This is a genomic window from Dellaglioa sp. CoH-56-MRSF-11 (genome assembly GCF_056782135.1).
On sequence record NZ_JBXAYE010000004.1, the window covers coordinates 164,432 to 184,786 of the forward strand.

Genomic DNA, 20,355 nt, shown 5'->3' on the forward strand with positions numbered 1-20,355 from the left:
AATAAATAGAGGATATTATGGCAGAAATTATTCCGTTTCCCGACCAAGAGAAACAAAATTATCAGTTAGCAAAAAAGGCTGTAAGTGACAAAAATTATCAACTAGCATCACAATTATTCACAAAAAATTATGATGGTCATCGTAGTTTTAAAAATAATAAATTATTGGTTAATTCTCTAGTTTTGGATGCTCAATTTCAAGAAGCGTTAATTATCGCTGACGAATTTTATAGCGATTACTTAAAACGTGGGGATCAATTTGCAGTTTATTTAAATATACTGTTAAAAAACAATAAATTTATTCGAGCTTGGCAATTGGTTAAAGAGCAACCTTTTGCCACATCACTAGTTTTGGATGCTGAAAATGAATGCCGTGAAAAATTCGATAAACAACTTAGACAAAATGAACGTCAATTTGCACACTTAGGTTCAGTGGACTTTTTTGGACAGCAACAAATTGTTCAAAGTGGACTGGTACTACCTAAAAATGAATTCTTAGATGCTTGTCAAAAAATATTTATGGATAAAGACGTACATCCAATTATAAAATCAAGTCTATTGCAAGAGGTACAAAAGATACCTAATAATATTGAAATAATAAACTATTTATGGGTTGATGGAACTCAGAAAAAAATTGACGTAAAAAAATTAGTTGCAAATGAAAATGAACCTGTATTACTGACAATTAATCAATTAACAAAAAATGATGAGGGAACTATTGATGTACAAATGAATAATTCTTTAAATCATATGTTAAATTTAAAATTGGGGATGATTTATCCTTTTGCAAGTGATTTTTTGGGTATTGAGAAAGAATGGATTGAATTAGTAAAAAGTGAGTTAGGTATGGAATCCACTTTTAAAAGGACTGAAAATTTAACGTATATGGTTGAATTAAATGCATTACTTTCGAAAGAATTAACTGAAATTATGAATTAATGATTAGGTAAAGCTAGCCGTTTACAGTAATCTATGATATTCTAATAAAGAATCCAAAATTTCACTTAGATTTAGTTGTATGAGCGTAGATTTAACCAGGTTATTTTAAGACGAGATAAAAAGTTTCAGTATTCTTTAAATAGGTATTTACAAAACTCTAAACAGTCTATATAATATTTTAAGGATTCTTCTTTATTTGATGATAATGTATTTTGTTATTAAATAAAGAAGTAGTATAATAAAAACAAAGAATCATCAGGGTTAGATTTTCTAAAACTGTTTTATTCTTACAAAAACACTAGGAGGCTCTTATTCATGGCAAAAGAACATTACGAACGAACAAAACCCCATGTTAATATTGGTACTATTGGACATGTCGATCATGGGAAGACAACTTTAACAGCTGCAATTAGTAAAGTATTATCAGACAACGGTTTCGGTGAAGCAGCAGATTTCGCTTCAATCGATGCTGCACCTGAAGAACGTGAACGTGGTATTACTATCAATACTGCCCATGTTGAATACGAAACAGCTGCACGTCATTACGCACATATCGATGCTCCAGGACATGCTGATTACGTTAAAAACATGATCACTGGTGCTGCACAAATGGATGGTGCTATCTTAGTTGTAGCCGCAACTGATGGCCCTATGCCTCAAACACGTGAACATATCTTACTTGCTCGCCAAGTTGGTGTTGATTACCTTATCGTGTTCTTAAACAAAACTGATTTGGTTGATGATGAAGAATTATTAGACCTTGTAGAAATGGAAGTTCGTGAATTATTAAGCGAATATGATTTCCCAGGCGATGATATTCCTGTTATCCGTGGTTCAGCTCTTAAAGCCCTTGAAGGCGATCCAGAAGCTGTAAAACAAGTTGAATTATTAATGGATACTGTTGATTCATACATCCCAACACCAGTTCGTCCTACAGACCAACCATTCTTAATGCCAGTTGAAGATGTATTTACAATTACTGGTCGTGGAACTGTTGCTTCAGGTCGTATCGATCGTGGTACAGTTAAAGTCGGAGACGATATTGAAATTGTTGGTTTACATGAAGATGTTCTTAAAACAACAGTTACAGGTATCGAAATGTTCCGTAAAACACTTGACGAAGGTGAAGCCGGCGATAACGTTGGTGCTTTACTCCGTGGTGTTGATCGCGAACAAATCGAACGTGGACAAGTTCTTGCACAACCTGGTTCAATCAAAACTCACAAATTATTCAAAGGCGAAGTTTATATCCTTTCTAAGGAAGAAGGTGGACGTCATACTCCATTCTTCTCAAACTACCGTCCTCAATTCTTCTTCCATACAACTGATGTTACTGGTGTTATTGAATTACCAGAAGGTGTAGAAATGGTTATGCCTGGTGATAACGTTACATTTACAGTATCATTAATCGCCCCAGTTGCTATTGAAAAAGGTCTTAAATTTACTGTTCGTGAAGGTGGCCGTACTGTTGGTGCCGGAGTCGTTTCAGAAATTGATGATTAATTTTTAATTAATTAAAAAAAGAAATTCGGAAAGCTTTTGCTTTTCGAATTTTTTTTTATAACCATTTACAATCTAGTAATGATACGGTAAAATAGACAAGTATATAAATAGTACGAATATAAAATTTTTGTTCTACCGGAGGGAAAACAATGTCAGCAAAATTTGAAAAAACAGGTAAAAACAATGGAGAAATAACATTCGAAATTGAAACTGATAAAATTAAAGAAGGATTGGAAAAAGCTTTCTTAAAAGTTAAGAAAGATTTAACTGTTCCTGGATTCCGTAAAGGAAAAGTTTCACGTCAAGTATTTAACAGAATGTATGGTGAAGAATCATTATACGAAGATGCTTTAAACATTCTATTGCCAGAAGCATACGAAAAGGCACTTGAAGAAGTTAAAGTATCACCCGTTGATCAACCTGATATTAACATTGATAGTTTAGAAAAAGATTCTACATGGGTCCTTAAAGCTAAAGTTACACTTCAACCAGAAGTTGAATTAGGTGACTATAAAGGATTAACTGTTCCTAAACAATCACGTCGAGTAACTAAAAAAGACGTAGAAGATAGTTTAGAAGCAAAACGTCAACAACAAGCTGAACTTGTACTTAAAGAAGACGAAGCAGCTATTTCTGGCGACACTGTTATCATTGATTTTGAAGGTAAAGTTGATGGCGTTGCATTTGATGGTGGAAAATCAGAAAATTATACTCTTGAATTAGGTTCAAATTCATTTATTCCTGGATTTGAAGACCAATTGGTAGGACATAAAGCTGGAGAGGATGTTGACGTAAAAGTTACATTCCCTGAAGATTACCAAGCTGAAGACTTACGTGGTAAAGAAGCAGTATTTGCTGTTAAAGTTCATGAAGTCAAAGGCAAAGAACTTCCAGAAATGGATGATGAATTTGCTAAAGATGTTGATGAAGAAGTTAATACGCTTGAAGAATTACAAGCAAAAACAAAAGATCAAATTAAAGAAACAAAAGAAGCTGCAGCTAAGGAAGCAATTCAAGATGCAGCAATTGAATTAGCAGTTGATAATGCTAAAGTTGATGAAATTCCTAATTCAATGATTGAAGAAGATGTTCATCGCCAAATGGATCAATACCTTGCAAATATGCAACAACAAGGAATTGACACAAAGATGTACTTCCAATTAACAGGAACAAGTGAAGACGATTTACACAAACAATTTGAAGAAGGCGCAGAACGTCGTGTTAAAACAAATCTTGTGTTAGAAGCTATCGTTGCCGCTGAAAAAATTGAACCTTCTGAAGAAGAAGTTTCATCTGAAATATCAAACTTAGCAGAACAATATGGTATGGAAGAAGAAGCAGTTCGTTCTGCTCTTTCAGACGATATGGTAAAACATGATATTGCTATCAAGAAAGTTGTTGACGAGTTAGCTGACTCAGCAGTTGAAGAAGCAAAAATGAAAAAATAAATAATTAATCGGATATTTTGATTAATCATTTTGAATGAATGAGATTGAAGCGAGTTTATTAGCTTCAATCTTTTTTGTTAAATACATTTGAACGTAAATATTCGCGAAATATTGCTTTATTTGGTACTATAGGTATGCATAAAGTAAAAGATGAGAAGAAAAATACGAGGTGGTAAAATGTTCGAAAATACTGAAGAAGGCGGACCCGTAAATTGTTCTTTTTGCGGTAAGTCACAAGATCAAGTAATGAAAATCGTTGCTGGACCTGGTGTTTATATTTGTAATGAATGTGTTGATTTATGTAAGGAAATTATCGACGAGGAATTCAGGGAACAAATGGATTCTGAACCATTACTTGTATTAAAACCACAAGCAATTATGAATAAATTGAATGATTATGTAATTGGGCAAGATCAATCTAAAAAAACGTTGTCAGTTGCGGTTTATAATCATTATAAACGAGTTAATCATATGCTTGAAGTTGACGAAGATAATGACGAAACAGAATTACAAAAAAGTAATATTTGTTTAGTTGGTCCTACGGGATCAGGTAAGACATATTTAGCACAAAGTTTAGCTAAAATTTTAAACGTACCATTTGCTATTGCAGATGCCACTACTTTAACTGAGGCTGGATATGTTGGTGAAGATGTTGAAAATATCCTTTTAAAATTATTGCAAAGTGCAGATTATGATGTTGCAAAAGCTGAAAAAGGAATTATCTACATTGATGAAATCGATAAAATTGCTAAGAAGAGTGAGAATGTTTCAATCACACGTGATGTATCAGGTGAGGGTGTTCAACAGGCACTTTTAAAGATTCTTGAAGGTACTATTGCAAGTGTTCCGCCTCAAGGTGGACGTAAACACCCACAACAAGAATTAATTCAAATAGATACTAAGAATATTTTATTTATTGTTGGTGGGGCATTTGCTGGAATTGAAACAATGGTCAAAAATCGATTAGGCGATAAAACGATTGGTTTCGGTGCTGAATCCAATTCTGAAACTATTGATGAACAAAATAGTGTTATGCAACAAATTATTCCAGAAGATTTATTAAAATTTGGATTAATTCCTGAATTTGTTGGTCGTTTACCAATTATGACAGCTTTAGAAGAATTAAAAGAAGAAGATTTAGTTCGAATTTTAACGGAACCTAAAAATGCATTGGTTAAACAATATACAAAACTTGTTGAATTAGATGGTGTGACGCTTGAATTCGAACCTGAGGCATTGTCACGAGTTGCCGAACTTGCTATTAAGCGAGATACTGGGGCACGAGGTTTGCGATCTATTATTGAAGAAACAATGCGTGATGTTATGTTTGATATTCCAAGCCAAGAAGACATCGAGCGCGTAATTATCACTAAAGCAACAGTTGATCAAACTGATGGTCCTGTAATAATTAAAGGGAGCAAGAAAGCAGCATCTTAAAGTCTTGTTAGAGTATAGTCATTTAAAGACTGTCAAATATAGTGAGTACACTCTAAAAAAAAGACATAGTAATGAATATAAATGTAGTATAATGAATTTAAGGTTAATAATTTTAATAAATAATAAAGGGTGGACGTCATGAATAAAACAATAAAAAAAGCGATTTTGTTCGGATTTTCTGGGGTATTGTTGGGTGGACTTGGGTTATTCAATAAGTCTGTTGAAGCTAAGGCTCCTGCAAATAATATTGGGTACAGTGTTCAAAGTATTCAATCTGATAAACAAGTTAAAGCTAGTTTGAAACAATCATACTTTGATTTGAAATTGGATGCTAAGGAAAAAGAAACGATTTCAGTTAAAATCTTTAATTCATCAGACAAAGCATTAAAAATTCGTAATGCTGTTTATACAGCATCTACAAATGATAATGGTCAGCTTGAATATGCAAAAGAATTAGCAAAAAAGAATATTGATAAATCAATGAAATATCCTTTAGCTTCACTTACTAAGTTAGATTCAGGTAGTGTCGTAACAGTTCCTGCTAAAGGAAGTAAAATCGTTAAGGCTACAATTACTATGCCAAAAGATAGTTTCAACGGTGTTTTGTTAGGTAGCTGGTATTTTGAAAAAGTTGATAATTCAACTAAAGAAACAAGTAATAAAAAAGGGATTTCAATTTCAAATGCATATTCATATGCAATTGGAATTAAAATTTTAGAGAAGAAGACGGTTGAACCAAATATGAATTTATTATCAGTTAAAGCTGGTATGAGAAACTATCGTAAAGGTGTATTCCCTGTATTCCAAAACGATAAAGCCGTAATTATTCCTAAATTAACAATTAAATCTGAAATTATGAAAAAGGGTTCAACAGATGTTTTAGAAAATACAACATTAAAGAACCTATCAATGGCTCCTAATTCAAATTTCAAATTCCCAATGCTTTATGACAAGGGTCAATTAGAAGCTGGAGACTACACATTAAAGGCTGTAGCAACAAGTGGTAAAAACACTTGGAAATTCAATAAAAACTTCACAATTACAAATGATGATGCAAGTAAGTACAACAAAGATGCTATTGGAGATCCACAAAAAGCAACAAATCCGCTATGGTATGTTGCTTTAGGTCTTGGTCTCGCAATCCTAGTGATACTAATCTTTTTCCTTATTAAAAGATATGTTGATAAGAAAAAAGCTGATAAGTAAGTATTTAATATTATTATTTATTTTATTTTTCAGTATGCTCGTGACACTTAAAAGTGTGTCTGCAGACATAACGTATGGGTACAGTACGTTACCTAATACGGTTAACAAATATGTTAAGAAAAATAATTCAGAATTTGCAATTTATTCTGATAGTAATAATAGAGAATCACCTTATTTGCAAATAATCGCAACTGATGGATTGACACCATCATGGCAATTGAAAGGTAGGCTACAATATAAGTCAAACGATATTGTACATGTTGACTTATTTCGGCCAAAGTTACAGTCTGGATTAAAGAATATGCCAAGAACTTATGGTGATCTAATTTCTGGAGATTCAACTAATATAACAGCAAATGCTAAAGATAGTAGTGGGGAATATTTATTTTATTGGCCCAATACTTTAATTCAGATTTTGACAACGCATGTGGTAACATATTCGGAAGTACAAATAATTTGGATTATCCAAACGGCAGCAACAAAATAAAAGCTTTACAACATCGAATTATTTAATTCATGTTGTAAAGCTTTTTGATTCAGATTAAGTTACATTAACACATTTTTATATGGTAAAATGGTTTGAGTATTGAAAGGAAGGTGTTTAATATGGATGTTCATAATGTTGAACTTGTTATGAGTGCCGTTGCACCAGCACAGTATCCAACAGATGGTATTCCTGAGATTGCACTGTCAGGACGTTCTAATGTTGGAAAATCATCATTAATAAATACGTTAATAAATCGTAAAAGTTATGCGAGAACTTCTAGTCAGCCTGGAAAAACGCAAACATTGAACTTTTATAACGTGGAACAAAAATTATTTTTCGTAGATGTTCCAGGATATGGATATGCAAAAGTGTCAAAAACAGAACGTGCAAAGTGGGGACAAATGATTGAAACCTATTTAGCAGAACGTACTTCTTTAAGAGGGGTCATTTCATTAGTTGATGCTCGACATGAGCCAACAAAATTAGATGTTCAAATGGTTGATTTTCTTCACTATTACGATATTCCTGTATTGGTTGTTGCGACAAAGAGCGACAAAATTTCTCGTGGTAAGTGGAATCAACATGAGAGTATCATAAGACGTTCATTGTCTTTGACACCTGAAGATGATTTTGTTTTATTTTCGGCTCAAGACAAATCTGGAAAAGAAGAGATTTGGCAATGGATTGAAAGTCATACAGAACTAGGAGAAAAAAATGGAATTTAATGAATATCAAGAAGCAGCAAATCGCACATTATATGGAACTGAACAAGTTTTAACAAATTGTGCATTAGGTGTTGCGGCTGAAGGTGGACAATTAGTTGATTTAATTAAAGATTATACTTTTAAAGGTCGAGAATTAGATAAAGTGAAATTAACTAAAGAAATGGGAGATGTACTTTGGTATTTATCCCAAATTGCTGAATGGGCCGATATTGAATTTGATGATGTTGCAAGAGATAATATTTTAAAATTAAATAAACGTTACCCAGATGGATTTAAAAAATAAAAAAATTCAGATAAGTTTATAACTTATCTGAATTTTTTTATTTTTTAGGTTTCGATTCTTTAACATCAGAACTAGGCTTCTCTTCCGTTTCTGAAGACTTAAGTTCAACTTTAGCAGGATCTTTAGGGTCAAGTGCAAATTTATCAAATAAACTTTCCAAGTTATCTTGGCGTTGGATTTTTAAGCTCATAATTGTAGCCTCCTTATGTAAATATAGAATAACAGTTTATTAAAATGAATACAAGACAACTGATTAATGCATAAAAAGCGCTTTAAATAACTTTTATATGTATAAAGTCATTTATTATATGTATTTAATTGCATAAAAAATCTTTGTAGCATATAATCGATTTATTCACTAATAAGAGAAATTAAAAAAGAGGAGTAAATTGATGCAAATAAATAAAAAATGGTTTATAGGTATATTAATCGCATTTTTCATGATGTTAGTTGGTAGTAATCAAGTAAGTGCTGCAACTGGTAACTCTTTACAGAATGTTAAGGATAAGGGAACGTTAGTACTTGGAACAAGTCCAGATTATCCACCCTATGAATTTCAAACAACAGTTAATGGCGATGATAAAATCGTTGGATTTGATATTTCAATTGCACAAAAAATTGCTAAAGACATTGGAGTTAAGTTAGTAATTAAGAAAATGGATTTTGACTCATTACTTGTTGGCTTAGAAACTAATAAAATTGATATGGTTATTTCAGGTATGAATCCGTCGGATGATCGTAAAAAAAGTATTGATTTTTCAGATGTTTATTACAATGGAAAACAAATGATGTTGGTTAATAAGACTGATGAAGATAAATATAAGACTTTAAATGATTTTTCTGGGCTATCAGTTGGGGCTCAAACTGGATCGCTTCAATATACAATGAGTAAAGAACAAATAAAAAATGTGAATATTAAAGGGTTGGCTAAAGTAACCGATTTAATTTTAGCGCTTAAAAGTGGTAAGGTAGCGGGTGTTGCCATGGAAGAACCAACTGCTAAAGCATACGCACAAAATGATAGTTCATTAGCAGTTGTTAATCCTGGATTTATCTCAGCGCCTGATGCAAGGGGAGCTGCAGCCGGATTTGCAAAGAATTCCGATACTTTGGTGGCAGCTGTAAATAAGTCTATTAAAGAAATTAAAAAGAAAAATTTAATAAATACGACATATTTACCTGAGGCTAGTAATTATTTAACAAAAAATACATCGGATAACACAATGATTCACTATTGGAAATATTTTGCCAAAGGAATTGGTTATACTTTATTAATAACGGCGGTTTCAGTTATTGTTGGTGTTATATTAGGAACGTTGCTAGCACTCATGCGTTTGGGCAAAAATAAAGTGATTAAAGTAATTGCAGTATCCTACATTGAATTTGTTCGTGGAACGCCTCTAATGATTCAAGTGATGTTTGTGTACTTCGGTATTGGAATGTTAGTAAATATTCCAGCGCTAATTGCAGGTATTATTGCTGTATCGCTTAATTCAGGCGCATATATAGCTGAAGTAATACGATCGGGAATCTCTTCTGTTGATGATGGACAAATGGAAGCAGCAAGAAGTTTGGGGCTTTCACAGAAAGAGACGTATCAGTCTGTTATTATTCCACAAGCACTAAAAAATATTTGGCCAGCTCTGGGAAATGAATTTATAACATTAATAAAAGAAAGTTCAATTGTTTCTATTATTGGTGTGACTGATTTAATTTATCAGATGAAAATGGTTCAATCAGCTACTTATAAAGGTATTGCGCCTATCTTTGTTGCAATGTTAATTTACTTTGTTTTAACATTTAGCTTATCTAAATTATTAAATTACTTTGAAGGGAAGATGAAGCATGTCTAAAATTATTGAAGTTAATAAATTAAGAAAATCCTTTGGAAAAAATGATGTTTTAAAAGATATTTCTGAATCAGTTGATAAAGGACAGGTTATCTGTGTGATTGGACCATCAGGATCTGGTAAAAGTACCTTTTTACGTTGTCTGAATCTACTTGAAGTTCCTACATCAGGGGATATTTTATTCGAAGGTGAAAATTTAACAAGTTTAAATGAAAAAGACTTAAATCAATTGAGAGAAAAAATGGGGATGGTTTTTCAAGGTTTTAATTTGTTTCCAAATATGAATGTAATTGAGAATATAAAATTGGCTCCCATGAAAGTTAAAAATATATCAGATAAAGAGTCAGCTGATATAGCTACCAATTTATTAGAAAAAGTTGGATTAGCAGATAAGGCACTACAATATCCAGATAGTTTATCTGGTGGTCAAAAGCAACGAGTTGCGATTGCCAGAGCATTAGCCATGGATCCAGAAGTACTCTTATTCGATGAGCCAACTTCAGCATTAGATCCTGAAATGGTCGGAGAAGTACTTAAAGTTATGAAAACGTTGGCTAGTGACGGAATGACGATGGTAGTTGTGACACATGAAATGGGTTTTGCTAGAGAAGTAGCAGATCAAATTTGGTTCATGGATCAAGGATATATTCAAGAAAAAGGACGTCCAGAAGATGTTTTTGATCATCCGACGTCAGAACGTGCGCAAGATTTTTTATCAAAGATATTGTAAAAAAATAGATTTCAGATAGACTCCCGTCTATTTGGAATCTATTTTCTTTATTCAAACGCTTGTTCGGGGTATAATTAAAGCATATATTAACGTAAAGAAGGTGCCTCGATTGGCTTCAGAGCATATCGAAAATAAATTAGCATTATTACCAGCATTACCAGGATGCTATATCATGAAAAATTTAAATAGTCAGATTATTTATGTTGGGAAAGCAAAAAATTTAAAAAATCGGGTGCGTTCTTACTTCAAAAGTGCGCATGATGGAAAAACAGCTAAATTGGTTTCTCAAATTGTTGATTTTGAAACAATTATTACATCCACTGATAAAGAAGCATTTCTGTTGGAAATTACTTTAATTCAAAAACATCAGCCGTATTATAATATAAAATTAAAGAAAGGTACTGGATATCCATATATTAAAATTACAAATGAAAAAGACCCAATGATGCAAATCGTTAGTCAGGTTAATAAGGACGGTGGATTTTATTTTGGTCCTTATCCAAATGTTTATGCAGCTCAGGAAACATTGCAGTTTTTACAAAAAGTTTATCCTTTAAGAAGATGCAATGGATTTCAGAAGCGACCATGTTTGTATTATCATATGGGGCAATGTTTAGGCTCTTGTTTTAAAGAAGTTCCGCATGAAAAATATGAGGCTCAAATAAAAAAAATCAAATCATTTTTAAATGGTAATGTGATTGTAGCAAAACAAAAACTAAAAAAAGAAATGAGTAAGGCAGCGGATGAAATGTTATTTGAACGTGCCGCTGAATTACGTGATCAAATTCATTTTATTGAAGTTACTGTTGAAAAACAAAAAATCATTTCAAATGATAATACACCTAGAGATTTGTTTAATTTCTATCTGGATAAAGGTTGGTTGTCAATTCAAGTTTTCTTTATTAGGCAAGCACGATTAATGAAGCGAGAAAAAAGACTTTTTCCAATTGTAACAACGGCTGAAGAAGAAATGGCAACTTTTATCCTTCAGTTTTATAATCGAAAAAATAATGTGTTACCAAAAGAAATATTAGTTCCAGCAGGAATTGATACAGATATCTTATCTGATATCTTACAAGTACCAATTCGGACACCACAACGTGGGCAAAAAAGTGAACTTTTAAAATTAGCTAAAAAAAATGCTCGCTTAGTTCTTGAAGAAAAATTCAGATTACTAGAATTAGATGGGCGCAAAACAACTGGTGCCATGAAAGAAATTACAGACGCTATGGGGATTCCAGAAGGTCATCGAATAGAATCTTTTGATCACTCACATATACAAGGGACTGATCTGGTATCAGCCATGGTTAGTTTTATTGATGGTAAACCTGAGAAGAGCGAATATCGCAAATATAAGTTGAATACAGTTGATCATGCGGATGAAGCAGCAAGTACACGTGAAGTTGTTCGCCGACGTTATACACGTCTTTTGAAGGAAGGTAAGCCTATGCCAGATTTAATTTTAATGGATGGTGCTGAAATACAAATAGAAGCTGCAAAAGACGTTTTAAGTAATGAATTAGATTTAATGATTCCAGTAGCGGGGATGGTTAAAAATAACAAGCATAAAACATCTGATTTAATGTTTGGTGATGCTGATCAAAGACTATCATTGGATCCAAAGAGTGAAGGGTTTTACCTTTTACAAAGGATTCAAGATGAAGTCCATCGATTTGCCATTACCTTTCATCGTCAAGTTCATTCAAAGAACTCACTTAGTTCTCGTTTAGATTCTATCCAGGGTGTTGGGCCAAAAACCAAAACGAAATTGTTAAAAGAATTTGGGTCGATGAAACATATTAAAGACGCTTCAATGGAAGAGTTACAAGGATTAGGTATTTCAAAGACAGTCGCACAAACAATAAAATTATCATTATAAATTTACAAAAGGAGTCCTTAATGACAGAGATTTATGTCATTAAGGACTCCTTTTTATTTTAAAATAAAGAAGAGCTATCAGGTATTATCCTGATAGCTCTTCAAAGTTAAACGAATTATTTCTTATTTTCTTTTGCAACTGGACGCCAGATACCGAGGATAATCCCTGCAACTGCAGCACCAATTAAAACAGAAAGTAAGTAGAACGTTTTATTTGTAGCTAAGGCAATTACCCAAAGACCACCATGAGGTGCAGGAACAGAGACGTTCCAGAATTGACTTAAACCACCACCGATTGCAGCACCAATTACACTTGATGTAATGACGTGTAATGGATCTGCTGCTGCGTAAGGAATAGCACCTTCAGTAATAAATGAAATACCAAGAATGTAGTTTGACAAACCGGCTTTTCTTTCATCTTCAGAAAATTTATTTTTCCAGAATGTTGATGCAATAGCTATTGCAAGTGGAGGAATCATACCACCAACCATAACAGCAGCCATCATTTTACCATCACCAGTAGAAGTGAAGACACCAATTGAGAATGTATAAGCTGCTTTGTTAAATGGACCACCCATATCGATAGCCATCATAGCAGCAAGAATTGTACCGATTAAGACGGCATTGGCTGTTCCCATATGAGTTAAGAAATCTGACAAGACATGATTAATTTGTGCGAAGATAGGATTAACCATAAAGAACATAATCGCGCCGACAATTAATAAGGATAAAATAGGGTAGATTAGGATAGGTTTCATCCCATCTAGTGATTTTGGTAAGTTTTTAAAGAGTTTTTTAAGACCGACAATAACATAACCGGCAATAAAACCAGCTGCTAAACCACCTAAGAAACCAGAAACAGATTCAGTTTTAATAACATTTGCGGCAGCAAAGTTAGCCATGTAACCACCAACAATACCAGGCATAAGGGCAGGACGATCACCAATACTCATAGCAATAAAACCGGCTAAGATAGGTACTAAGAAAGCAAATGCATAATTACCAATTCCATTTAAGAAGATAAAAGTTTGTGAACTTGAGCCACCGGGAACGTATTGTTCAACGATGAATGAGAGTGCCATTAAGATACCGCCACCAACAACAAATGGTAACATGTGTGATACACCGTTCATTAAGTTCTTATAAATTTCATTCCAAACACTACCAGAGGTTTCTTCATCATTTTCAGCAGCGTCGGTTCCTTTAGCATGATAAATAGGTGCTTTTCCGTTTACTGCGGCAGTAATCAATTCTTCGGCTTTTTTAATACCATCGGTAACAGGACGGTTAATTAAAGGTTTGCCATCGAAACGATCCATAGCAACTTTTTTATCAGCGGCGACAATGACACCAGACGCACGTTTAATTTCTTCGTCAGTTAAACGATGCTTAATACCTTCTGAGCCATTTGTTTCAACTTTAATGTCAACGCCCATCTCTTCAGCTTGTTTGATGAGGGCAGCTTCAGCCATATAAGTATGAGCGATACCAGTAGGGCAGGCTGTTACAGCGACCACGTATGGATTACCTGATGGTTTAACATCAGTGTTTTTAGCAGCAAGTTGTGCAGCAGCTTCTTTTGCTTCTTTTTCATTTTCAGCGGCAGTGAAGGCAGCTTGAACCTCATCTGGAGTTGTGACTGTTTTTAATTTATCAACTAAATCGGGATTAATTAATAGACTTGATAAAGCAGCTAATGCTTGTAAATGGGCATCGTTTGCACCTTCAGGAGCAGCAATCATGAAAAATAAAAATGTAGGTTGACCATCAAGTGAATCATAGTCAAGTCCTGCTTTACTTTTAGCAAATAGGACAGTAGCACGTTTAACAGCTTTATTTTTTGCATGTGGCATGGCAATACCTTCACCGATACCAGTAGTTGATTGTGCTTCACGTTTTAGAATGTCTTGTTTGTAAAGTTCCTCATCATCAATCACGCCAGCCTCAAAGTATTTATGTACCATTTCATCAATTGCTTCGGCTTTTGTTGTTGCTTGAAGATCCATAATCATGACATCTTTAAGTAATAATTCATTTAAGTCCATAGTGTAAAACTCCTTTTATAATAGTTAGATTTTCTTAATATCAATTTGTGGTAAAATTTCGTTAATTTTTTCAATAGTTGCAATATCTTCAGAAAATGCAGTTGCGGAGCCACAAGCTAGTCCATATTTAAAACTTTCAATAGGATCATTAGTTTTTGCAAAGGTACCTGTAAAACCAGCAATCATTGAATCGCCAGCACCAACTGAATTAATAACAGTCCCTTTAGGCGCATTACTTTGGTAAACAGCATCTTTAGTAATCAATAGGCCGCCATCGCCAGCCATTGAAATTAAAACATGTTGTGCACCTAATTCTAATAATTTTTGACCATATTTCACAATATCGTTGATACCGTTTAAAGTAACATTGAATAATTCGGCTAATTCATGGTGATTTGGTTTCACGACGAGAGGTTTTTCACTAATTGTTTTCAATAGTGCTTCACCAGTTGTATCAATAACAAATTGTGCGCCTTTAGAACGAATTACTTTAATTAATTCATAATAAAAATCTTGAGATAGGTTAGGAACTAAACTACCAGCTAAAATGACAGTATCATCAGACGTCAATGTTTCAAATTGCTCATTGAATAGTTTAAGTTCATCATCTGATATTAGAGGACCCTTACCATTTATTTCGGTTTCTTGGTCAGCTTTTATTTTAATATTAATTCTAGAATCAGCTTTTATTTTTGTAAATTGAGTATCTAGGTGATTAGCTATCATAGCTGACTTAATAAATTCACCTGTGAATCCACCAATAAAACCAAGTGCTTTATTAGGTTGATTCAATTCATTTAAAATTCGGGAAACGTTTATACCTTTACCACCTGGTAATTTTGTATCATAATCCATCCGATTAACTTCGCCAAGCGTTAACTTATCTAGTTGAACGATGTAATCAATAGAAGGATTTAAAGTTACTGTGTAAATCATTGTTGTACCTCCAAAATTTTTGTTTGTGTTTTATAATTTTCAGAATCAGTTACCGGCAATTTATCAGTGATAATTGTAGCCTGATTAAGATCTGCAACTTTAATGAATGAAACTTGGTTAAATTTTGATTTGTCGGCTAAAACATAAGTTTGTCGACTTTGATGAATTGCGGCCAGTTTAACTGCGGCTTCTTCAGGATCTGGTGTGCTAAATCCAAATTTATTGTTAATTGAATTAATACCGAGAAAGACTAAATCAAATTGAAGGTTCTTGATTGATTTAATACTATCAGCTCCCACAATAGCCTTTGTATTAGCTTTAACTTGACCACCGATGACGATTGTTCTAATATCATTTTCAGAAAGAGAAAGTGCATGATTAACACCGTTTGTAACAACAGTTAGATTGTTAACTAACTTAAGATAGGGAATCATTGCGAAAGTTGTACTACCAGCATCAAGAAAAATCACATTATTAGGTTTGATTAAATTTGCAGCAGCTTTAGCAACTGCTATTTTATTTGGCGTATTTAATGAAAATTTTTCTTCTAAATTTGCTTCAACTTTTAATGATTGGATGCTTTGTGCACCACCATGAACTCTTACTAATTCACCATCAGTTTCAAGCTGCTGTAAATCGCGTCGAACAGTTGATTCTGAGACATTTAATTTATGACAAATATCTTGTAACTTAATATAACCATGTTTGTCAATTTCAGAAATAATATATTGGCACCTTTCAATTGTAAGCACTTTCTCAACTCCTTATAAATAAAATACCACCAAAAACATTCAAAATCAACCAAAAACATTCAAAAATACCAAAAAAATTTGAAATATGAGAAATTGGCTTGAATTTTTAAAAGAGTTAAGTAAATACATAGACAAATGACTTTTTCTTCTTTAAAATAGTAAGTTAGTAGTCAACGGAAAGAATAGGTGATCGTATGTTTATAGATCAAGTTACAATTGAAATAAAAGCAGGTAAAGGTGGCGACGGGATGGTAGCGTTCCGTCGAGAAAAATATGTACCTAATGGTGGACCAGCCGGTGGTGATGGTGGCCGTGGTGGTAGTATTGTATTTGAAGTAGATGAAGGATTAAGAACTTTAATGGATTTTAGATACAGTAAACATTTTAGAGCTGAATCTGGTGAAAAAGGAATGATTAAAGGGATGCACGGACATGGTGCACCTGATAAAAGAGTTCAAGTACCAGAAGGAACAACAATTAAAGATGCTGAAACAGGAGCAGTAATCGCTGATCTCGTTCATAAAGGAGATTATGCTGTTGTTGCCAAGGGTGGTCGAGGTGGTCGTGGCAATATTAGATTTGCTAGTCCTAAAAATCCAGCTCCAGAAATTTCTGAAAATGGTGAACCTGGAGTAGAACGTAAAATTCAACTTGAATTAAAAGTTTTAGCTGATGTTGGGTTAGTTGGATTTCCATCTGTCGGTAAGTCAACGCTTCTTTCAGTTGTGACAAGTGCCAAACCTAAAATTGCAGATTATCATTTTACAACGTTATCACCTAATTTAGGGATGGTTCGTTTAGATGATAACCGTGATTTTGTTATTGCTGATTTACCCGGATTGATTGAAGGGGCTTCAGTTGGCGTTGGATTAGGAATTCAATTTTTACGTCATATTGAGCGGACACGTGTTATTCTTCATTTAGTTGATATGAATCCTGAAGAAGGTCGTGATCCGTTTGACGACTATCTTAAGATTAATAAAGAATTAAAAAATTATGACCCTGAATTACTTGAACGTCCGCAATTAATTGTGGCAAGTAAGATGGATATGCCAGGGGCTGCAGAACAGTTAGAAGCATTTAAAAAACAATTGGCAGAAGATTCTACAGTGGAAGAAACACCTCGTGTATTTTCTACTTCTTCTATTACTCGTGAGGGACTACAAACCTTAATGAATGTAGCTGGTGATTTATTGGAAGAAACACCAATGTTCCCAGCACTAAACTTGAAAGAACAAGAAGCACAACAAAAAATCTATGATTTCGAAAAAGAACAAGAAAAATCTGCACCTGATTTTGTTATTAATAGGGATGAAGATTTAACTTGGGTTCTTTCTGGAGAAAAATTAGAACGTCTATACCAAATGACAAATATGGACCGAGACGAAAGTTTGATGCGTTTTGCACGTCAACTTCGTGGTATGGGTGTCGATGATGCTTTACGTGAACGTGGTGCTAAAAGTGGGGATATAGTGAGAATTGATAAATTCTCATTTGAGTTCGTTGAATAATTCGGAATATTAATAATTTACGGTTACGCTATCAGCAAATAAAAGGGTAATTTATATAAGATAAGAGGAGAACGGAACAAGATGGATAAGAAAAAAAGATTAAAAAAAGCCAGATATATTACTGGCTTTGATGGCGTGAGGACATTGGCTGTTATTGGGGTTATCCTTTATCACCTCGTGCCATCTAGTCTACAAGGTGGATACTTAGGTGTACCGATATTTTTTGTTGTATCGGGTTACTTGATTACTGATTTACTTAATCAGGAATGGGAACAAAATAAAAAAATTGATGTTCTAGGCTTTTATATTCGACGGGTTCGACGACTTTATCCAGCGTTATTGACGATGTTGATTGCAACTATTGCCTATATAACACTATTTCAAAGAGAGTTATTGAAAAATATTCAAGAAATTTTCGCATCAAATTTGTTATATGTTTATAATTGGTTTCAAGTTTTGCACAAAGAATCATATTTTGATCATTTCGGGACGCCATCACCATTTACGCATCTTTGGTCGCTATCAATTGAAGGTCAGTACTATTTTTTCTGGCCTATTATAGTGGCGTTGCTAATTGTGTTTTTAAAACGAAAAGAACGGATTTTTAATCTTATCTTTATCTTAGCTTTTATTTCCGCATTAGCGATGGCCTTCTTGTATAAAGCAGGATCTGATCCAAGTCGTGTCTATTATGGAACGGATACAAGAATGTTTTCAATTTTATTGGGGTCAGCACTTTCATTTATTTGGCCAAGCAGTTCTTTAAAAAAGGAAATTTCAAAAAAAGGCCGATTTGTTTTAGATGCGTTAGGTATAGTATCGCTCATAACAATTATTAGTTTGTTTTTGACTATGTCAGATCAAAGTTCGCTTGTTTATCGTGGAGGGATGTTTTTCTTTTCAGTTTTAGTTATGATTTTTGTAGCTACAATTGCACATCCTGGAGCGGATATGAACAAAATTATGACAAATCCTGTTTTTACTTGGGTTGGTAAGAGAAGTTATGGCATTTACCTATATCAATTTCCAATAATGGTATTCTATGAGTCAAAGATTCAGAGTATAGGTGATCATCCATGGCTAAACGCGCTAATTGAAATATCTATCATTTTATTAGTGAGTGATTTGTCATATCGATTCTTAGAAAGACCTCTACAAAGATTTAATTATAAACAAACATTTACATTTATTAAAGAAACCTTTACAAAGGATATTAAAAAAACTCGTCAAAAATTTTCTATTATTGTGGGTGCATTAATAATTGGTATAGCGTTGTTTGGAATAATTAACGGACCAAGTCTTTCAATTACTGGAGTGAATGCTTTACAGAATACTATTAGTGAGAATGCTAAAGTAGCTGATAAAAAGAATGCTGACGCATTAAAAAAACCGAGCTCGTCTAGTTCTAAGAAAAAACAATCAAGTAGCAAAAGTGCTTCTAAAACTAGTTCTTCAAAAGTAGTTGCTGAAAAACAAAGCCCAACATCATTAACAAAGGCTGAGACAAAAAAAGCCTCAAGCGTATATGCAACGGCAATTGGTGATTCTGTATTGGCAGATGGAGAAAACATATTACAAGATGATTTCCCACATATGTATGTTGATGCAAAAGTCGGTCGTCAGGTATATACAGCTGCTGATGATATTAGGTTGTTGGCTAAGCAAGGTAAACTTCAAGATAACGTTGTTATTGGTTTAGGGACAAATAGTCCATTTACAACCGATCAGTTTGACGATATTATGAGTGCAGTTGGTTCGGGGAAACAAGTTTACTGGATTAATGTACATGTCCCAACAAGGCGTTGGGAAGGTACCGTTAATAGCATGTTGGAGACACAAAAGAAAAAATATTCAAATTTGCATATAATTGATTGGTATTCATATAGTAAGGATCATACAGAGTGGTTTTATGATGATAATGTTCATCCAGATCCCGATGGTTCAAAGTATTATGCAACGTATATTGCAAGACAATTAATTAAAAATATGTAAAATACTTAAGAAGCCCTACAAACTATGGTTTGTAGGGCTTCTTATTTTTGGGTCTGCGTCAAATAGTGTTGGTGAGACGATAAACGTCTAATTTAATTAAGGGAAATCCAAAAGGATTTCCTTTTTTTAGTTATGAATTAATAAAATTCTTTCAAATAGATGATGCCAGTTTCTGAAACCGTAACAGCTACGTTTAAGTGTTTTAATTTTTCGGTTAAGTCCCTCTATAGGGCCATTTGAATATGGTGAAGATAAACTATTTTTAATATAATGCTGATTCTTTTTAAAAGTGGTTATTACAGTATCCATTTCACTGTTATTAGGTTGATAGTCTTCTAATAACTGAGTTAAATTAGAAGTGTCGGCTTTATTGATAGCTAATAAAATATCTTGATATGTTTCATAGACTTTTTTGAAGTTAGAACTTTGTTCTAATCCTAAATCAACAACATTCTGTTGCGTCATATATTCTTTCGTACTAAAAAAATAAACAGATTTTGAACTTTCTAGTTCTGTTTCTTGTTTGTGAAAAAGGCGCCACTGAGTTTTTAAAGCTTTGTAATAATCCCTTTATGGTTGTCAGATGAAATAATATAATTTCATCCGATAATCATGGAGGGATTTTTGTATGTCC

The 20,355-nt window shown here is 33.4% G+C and carries 17 protein-coding genes and 1 pseudogene; 13 read left to right on the top strand and 5 right to left on the bottom strand.

The annotated features are described in order from the left end of the window. The first annotated feature begins 17 nt into the window (after window positions 1-17). From AC1RPT_RS05960 to AC1RPT_RS05995, 8 genes are all read left to right on the top strand, one after another. Complete coding sequence (locus AC1RPT_RS05960; protein ID WP_481761712.1) at window positions 18-938, top strand: hypothetical protein; 921 nt, start codon at window positions 18-20, stop codon at window positions 936-938. Window positions 939-1,253: 315 nt separating this feature from the next. Then, window positions 1,254-2,441, top strand: a complete 1,188-nt coding sequence (tuf, locus tag AC1RPT_RS05965) for an elongation factor Tu (RefSeq protein WP_409022410.1) — start codon at window positions 1,254-1,256, stop codon at window positions 2,439-2,441. 149 nt (window positions 2,442-2,590) lie between these two features. Continuing rightward, window positions 2,591-3,889 carry a trigger factor gene (gene tig / locus AC1RPT_RS05970; RefSeq protein ID WP_409022411.1) on the top strand — a complete coding sequence of 433 codons (1,299 nt, stop codon included), beginning with the start codon at window positions 2,591-2,593 and terminating at the stop codon, window positions 3,887-3,889. Window positions 3,890-4,066: 177 nt separating this feature from the next. Then, window positions 4,067-5,326, top strand: coding sequence for an ATP-dependent Clp protease ATP-binding subunit ClpX (clpX, locus tag AC1RPT_RS05975; protein ID WP_409022412.1), 1,260 nt, complete (start codon window positions 4,067-4,069; stop codon window positions 5,324-5,326). Window positions 5,327-5,464: 138 nt separating this feature from the next. Then, a complete protein-coding gene (locus tag AC1RPT_RS05980) occupies window positions 5,465-6,532 on the top strand; it encodes a WxLIP family cell surface protein (protein WP_409022413.1) in 1,068 nt (355 codons plus the stop codon). A gap of 55 nt (window positions 6,533-6,587) precedes the next feature. Next, window positions 6,588-7,019 carry a hypothetical protein gene (locus AC1RPT_RS05985; protein ID WP_481762411.1) on the top strand — a complete coding sequence of 144 codons (432 nt, stop codon included), beginning with the start codon at window positions 6,588-6,590 and terminating at the stop codon, window positions 7,017-7,019. Between the two features lie 119 nt (window positions 7,020-7,138). Then, complete coding sequence (gene yihA, locus AC1RPT_RS05990) at window positions 7,139-7,744, top strand: ribosome biogenesis GTP-binding protein YihA/YsxC (RefSeq protein WP_481761714.1); 606 nt, start codon at window positions 7,139-7,141, stop codon at window positions 7,742-7,744. Beyond that, window positions 7,734-8,027 (top strand): nucleoside triphosphate pyrophosphohydrolase family protein, encoded by a 294-nt coding sequence (locus tag AC1RPT_RS05995; RefSeq protein ID WP_409022416.1) that lies wholly within the window; start codon window positions 7,734-7,736, stop codon window positions 8,025-8,027. The genes yihA and AC1RPT_RS05995 overlap by 11 nt, the downstream gene beginning before the upstream one ends. A gap of 37 nt (window positions 8,028-8,064) precedes the next feature. Here the strand turns inward: AC1RPT_RS05995 and AC1RPT_RS06000 are convergent, their stop codons facing one another. Then, window positions 8,065-8,217, bottom strand: a complete 153-nt coding sequence (locus tag AC1RPT_RS06000) for an SPJ_0845 family protein (protein ID WP_409022417.1) — start codon at window positions 8,215-8,217, stop codon at window positions 8,065-8,067. Between the two features lie 202 nt (window positions 8,218-8,419). Here AC1RPT_RS06000 and AC1RPT_RS06005 point away from each other — a divergent pair, with 202 nt between their 5' ends. From AC1RPT_RS06005 to uvrC, 3 genes are all read left to right on the top strand, one after another. After that, window positions 8,420-9,880: an ABC transporter substrate-binding protein/permease gene (locus AC1RPT_RS06005; protein WP_481761715.1), complete on the top strand. Its 1,461-nt coding sequence runs from the start codon at window positions 8,420-8,422 to the stop codon at window positions 9,878-9,880. Next, window positions 9,873-10,607 carry an amino acid ABC transporter ATP-binding protein gene (locus tag AC1RPT_RS06010; protein ID WP_409022419.1) on the top strand — a complete coding sequence of 245 codons (735 nt, stop codon included), beginning with the start codon at window positions 9,873-9,875 and terminating at the stop codon, window positions 10,605-10,607. The genes AC1RPT_RS06005 and AC1RPT_RS06010 overlap by 8 nt, the downstream gene beginning before the upstream one ends. Window positions 10,608-10,716: 109 nt before the next feature. Continuing rightward, window positions 10,717-12,486 (top strand): excinuclease ABC subunit UvrC, encoded by a 1,770-nt coding sequence (gene uvrC, locus AC1RPT_RS06015; protein WP_481761716.1) that lies wholly within the window; start codon window positions 10,717-10,719, stop codon window positions 12,484-12,486. Window positions 12,487-12,601: 115 nt separating this feature from the next. On the opposite strand, the gene AC1RPT_RS06020 is transcribed toward uvrC, so the two are convergent. The 3 genes from AC1RPT_RS06020 to AC1RPT_RS06030 are packed head-to-tail and all read right to left on the bottom strand — an operon-like array spanning window position 12,602 to window position 16,218. Beyond that, the gene (locus AC1RPT_RS06020) at window positions 12,602-14,530 is read right to left on the bottom strand and encodes a PTS fructose transporter subunit IIABC (protein WP_409022421.1); all 1,929 of its coding nucleotides are present in this window, start codon (window positions 14,528-14,530) and stop codon (window positions 12,602-12,604) included. A 24-nt stretch (window positions 14,531-14,554) separates the two neighbouring features. Then, window positions 14,555-15,466: a 1-phosphofructokinase gene (gene pfkB / locus AC1RPT_RS06025; protein ID WP_481761717.1), complete on the bottom strand. Its 912-nt coding sequence runs from the start codon at window positions 15,464-15,466 to the stop codon at window positions 14,555-14,557. Further along, entirely contained in the window at window positions 15,463-16,218 is a 756-nt protein-coding gene (locus AC1RPT_RS06030; RefSeq protein ID WP_481761718.1) for a DeoR/GlpR family DNA-binding transcription regulator, read from the bottom strand. The genes pfkB and AC1RPT_RS06030 overlap by 4 nt, the downstream gene beginning before the upstream one ends. 194 nt (window positions 16,219-16,412) lie before the next feature. Between AC1RPT_RS06030 and obgE the strand changes: the two genes are divergently transcribed. Both obgE and AC1RPT_RS06040 read left to right on the top strand, forming a co-directional pair. After that, window positions 16,413-17,729 (top strand): GTPase ObgE, encoded by a 1,317-nt coding sequence (gene obgE / locus AC1RPT_RS06035; protein WP_409022424.1) that lies wholly within the window; start codon window positions 16,413-16,415, stop codon window positions 17,727-17,729. Between the two features lie 81 nt (window positions 17,730-17,810). Then, window positions 17,811-19,721, top strand: a complete 1,911-nt coding sequence (locus AC1RPT_RS06040; protein ID WP_481761719.1) for an acyltransferase family protein — start codon at window positions 17,811-17,813, stop codon at window positions 19,719-19,721. A 126-nt stretch (window positions 19,722-19,847) separates the two neighbouring features. On the opposite strand, the pseudogene AC1RPT_RS06045 reads toward AC1RPT_RS06040, so the two are convergent. Next, a pseudogene (locus AC1RPT_RS06045) lies at window positions 19,848-20,270 on the bottom strand (transposase); the annotation flags it as partial. Between the last annotated feature and the right edge of the window lie 85 nt (window positions 20,271-20,355).

Bases quoted from the DNA above. Each gene is read 5' to 3' on its own strand.
- AC1RPT_RS06040 (WP_481761719.1), top strand. From the start codon at position 17,811: ATGGATAAGAAAAAAAGATTAAAAAAAGCCAGATATATTACTGGCTTT.
- obgE (WP_409022424.1), top strand. From the start codon at position 16,413: ATGTTTATAGATCAAGTTACAATTGAAATAAAAGCAGGTAAAGGTGGC.
- AC1RPT_RS05960 (WP_481761712.1), top strand. From the start codon at position 18: ATGGCAGAAATTATTCCGTTTCCCGACCAAGAGAAACAAAATTATCAG.
- AC1RPT_RS06020 (WP_409022421.1), bottom strand. From the start codon at position 14,530: ATGGACTTAAATGAATTATTACTTAAAGATGTCATGATTATGGATCTT.
- AC1RPT_RS06010 (WP_409022419.1), top strand. From the start codon at position 9,873: ATGTCTAAAATTATTGAAGTTAATAAATTAAGAAAATCCTTTGGAAAA.
- tuf (WP_409022410.1), top strand. From the start codon at position 1,254: ATGGCAAAAGAACATTACGAACGAACAAAACCCCATGTTAATATTGGT.
- AC1RPT_RS06005 (WP_481761715.1), top strand. From the start codon at position 8,420: ATGCAAATAAATAAAAAATGGTTTATAGGTATATTAATCGCATTTTTC.
- AC1RPT_RS05995 (WP_409022416.1), top strand. From the start codon at position 7,734: ATGGAATTTAATGAATATCAAGAAGCAGCAAATCGCACATTATATGGA.
- yihA (WP_481761714.1), top strand. From the start codon at position 7,139: ATGGATGTTCATAATGTTGAACTTGTTATGAGTGCCGTTGCACCAGCA.
- AC1RPT_RS06000 (WP_409022417.1), bottom strand. From the start codon at position 8,217: ATGAGCTTAAAAATCCAACGCCAAGATAACTTGGAAAGTTTATTTGAT.
- clpX (WP_409022412.1), top strand. From the start codon at position 4,067: ATGTTCGAAAATACTGAAGAAGGCGGACCCGTAAATTGTTCTTTTTGC.
- pfkB (WP_481761717.1), bottom strand. From the start codon at position 15,466: ATGATTTACACAGTAACTTTAAATCCTTCTATTGATTACATCGTTCAA.
- AC1RPT_RS05980 (WP_409022413.1), top strand. From the start codon at position 5,465: ATGAATAAAACAATAAAAAAAGCGATTTTGTTCGGATTTTCTGGGGTA.
- tig (WP_409022411.1), top strand. From the start codon at position 2,591: ATGTCAGCAAAATTTGAAAAAACAGGTAAAAACAATGGAGAAATAACA.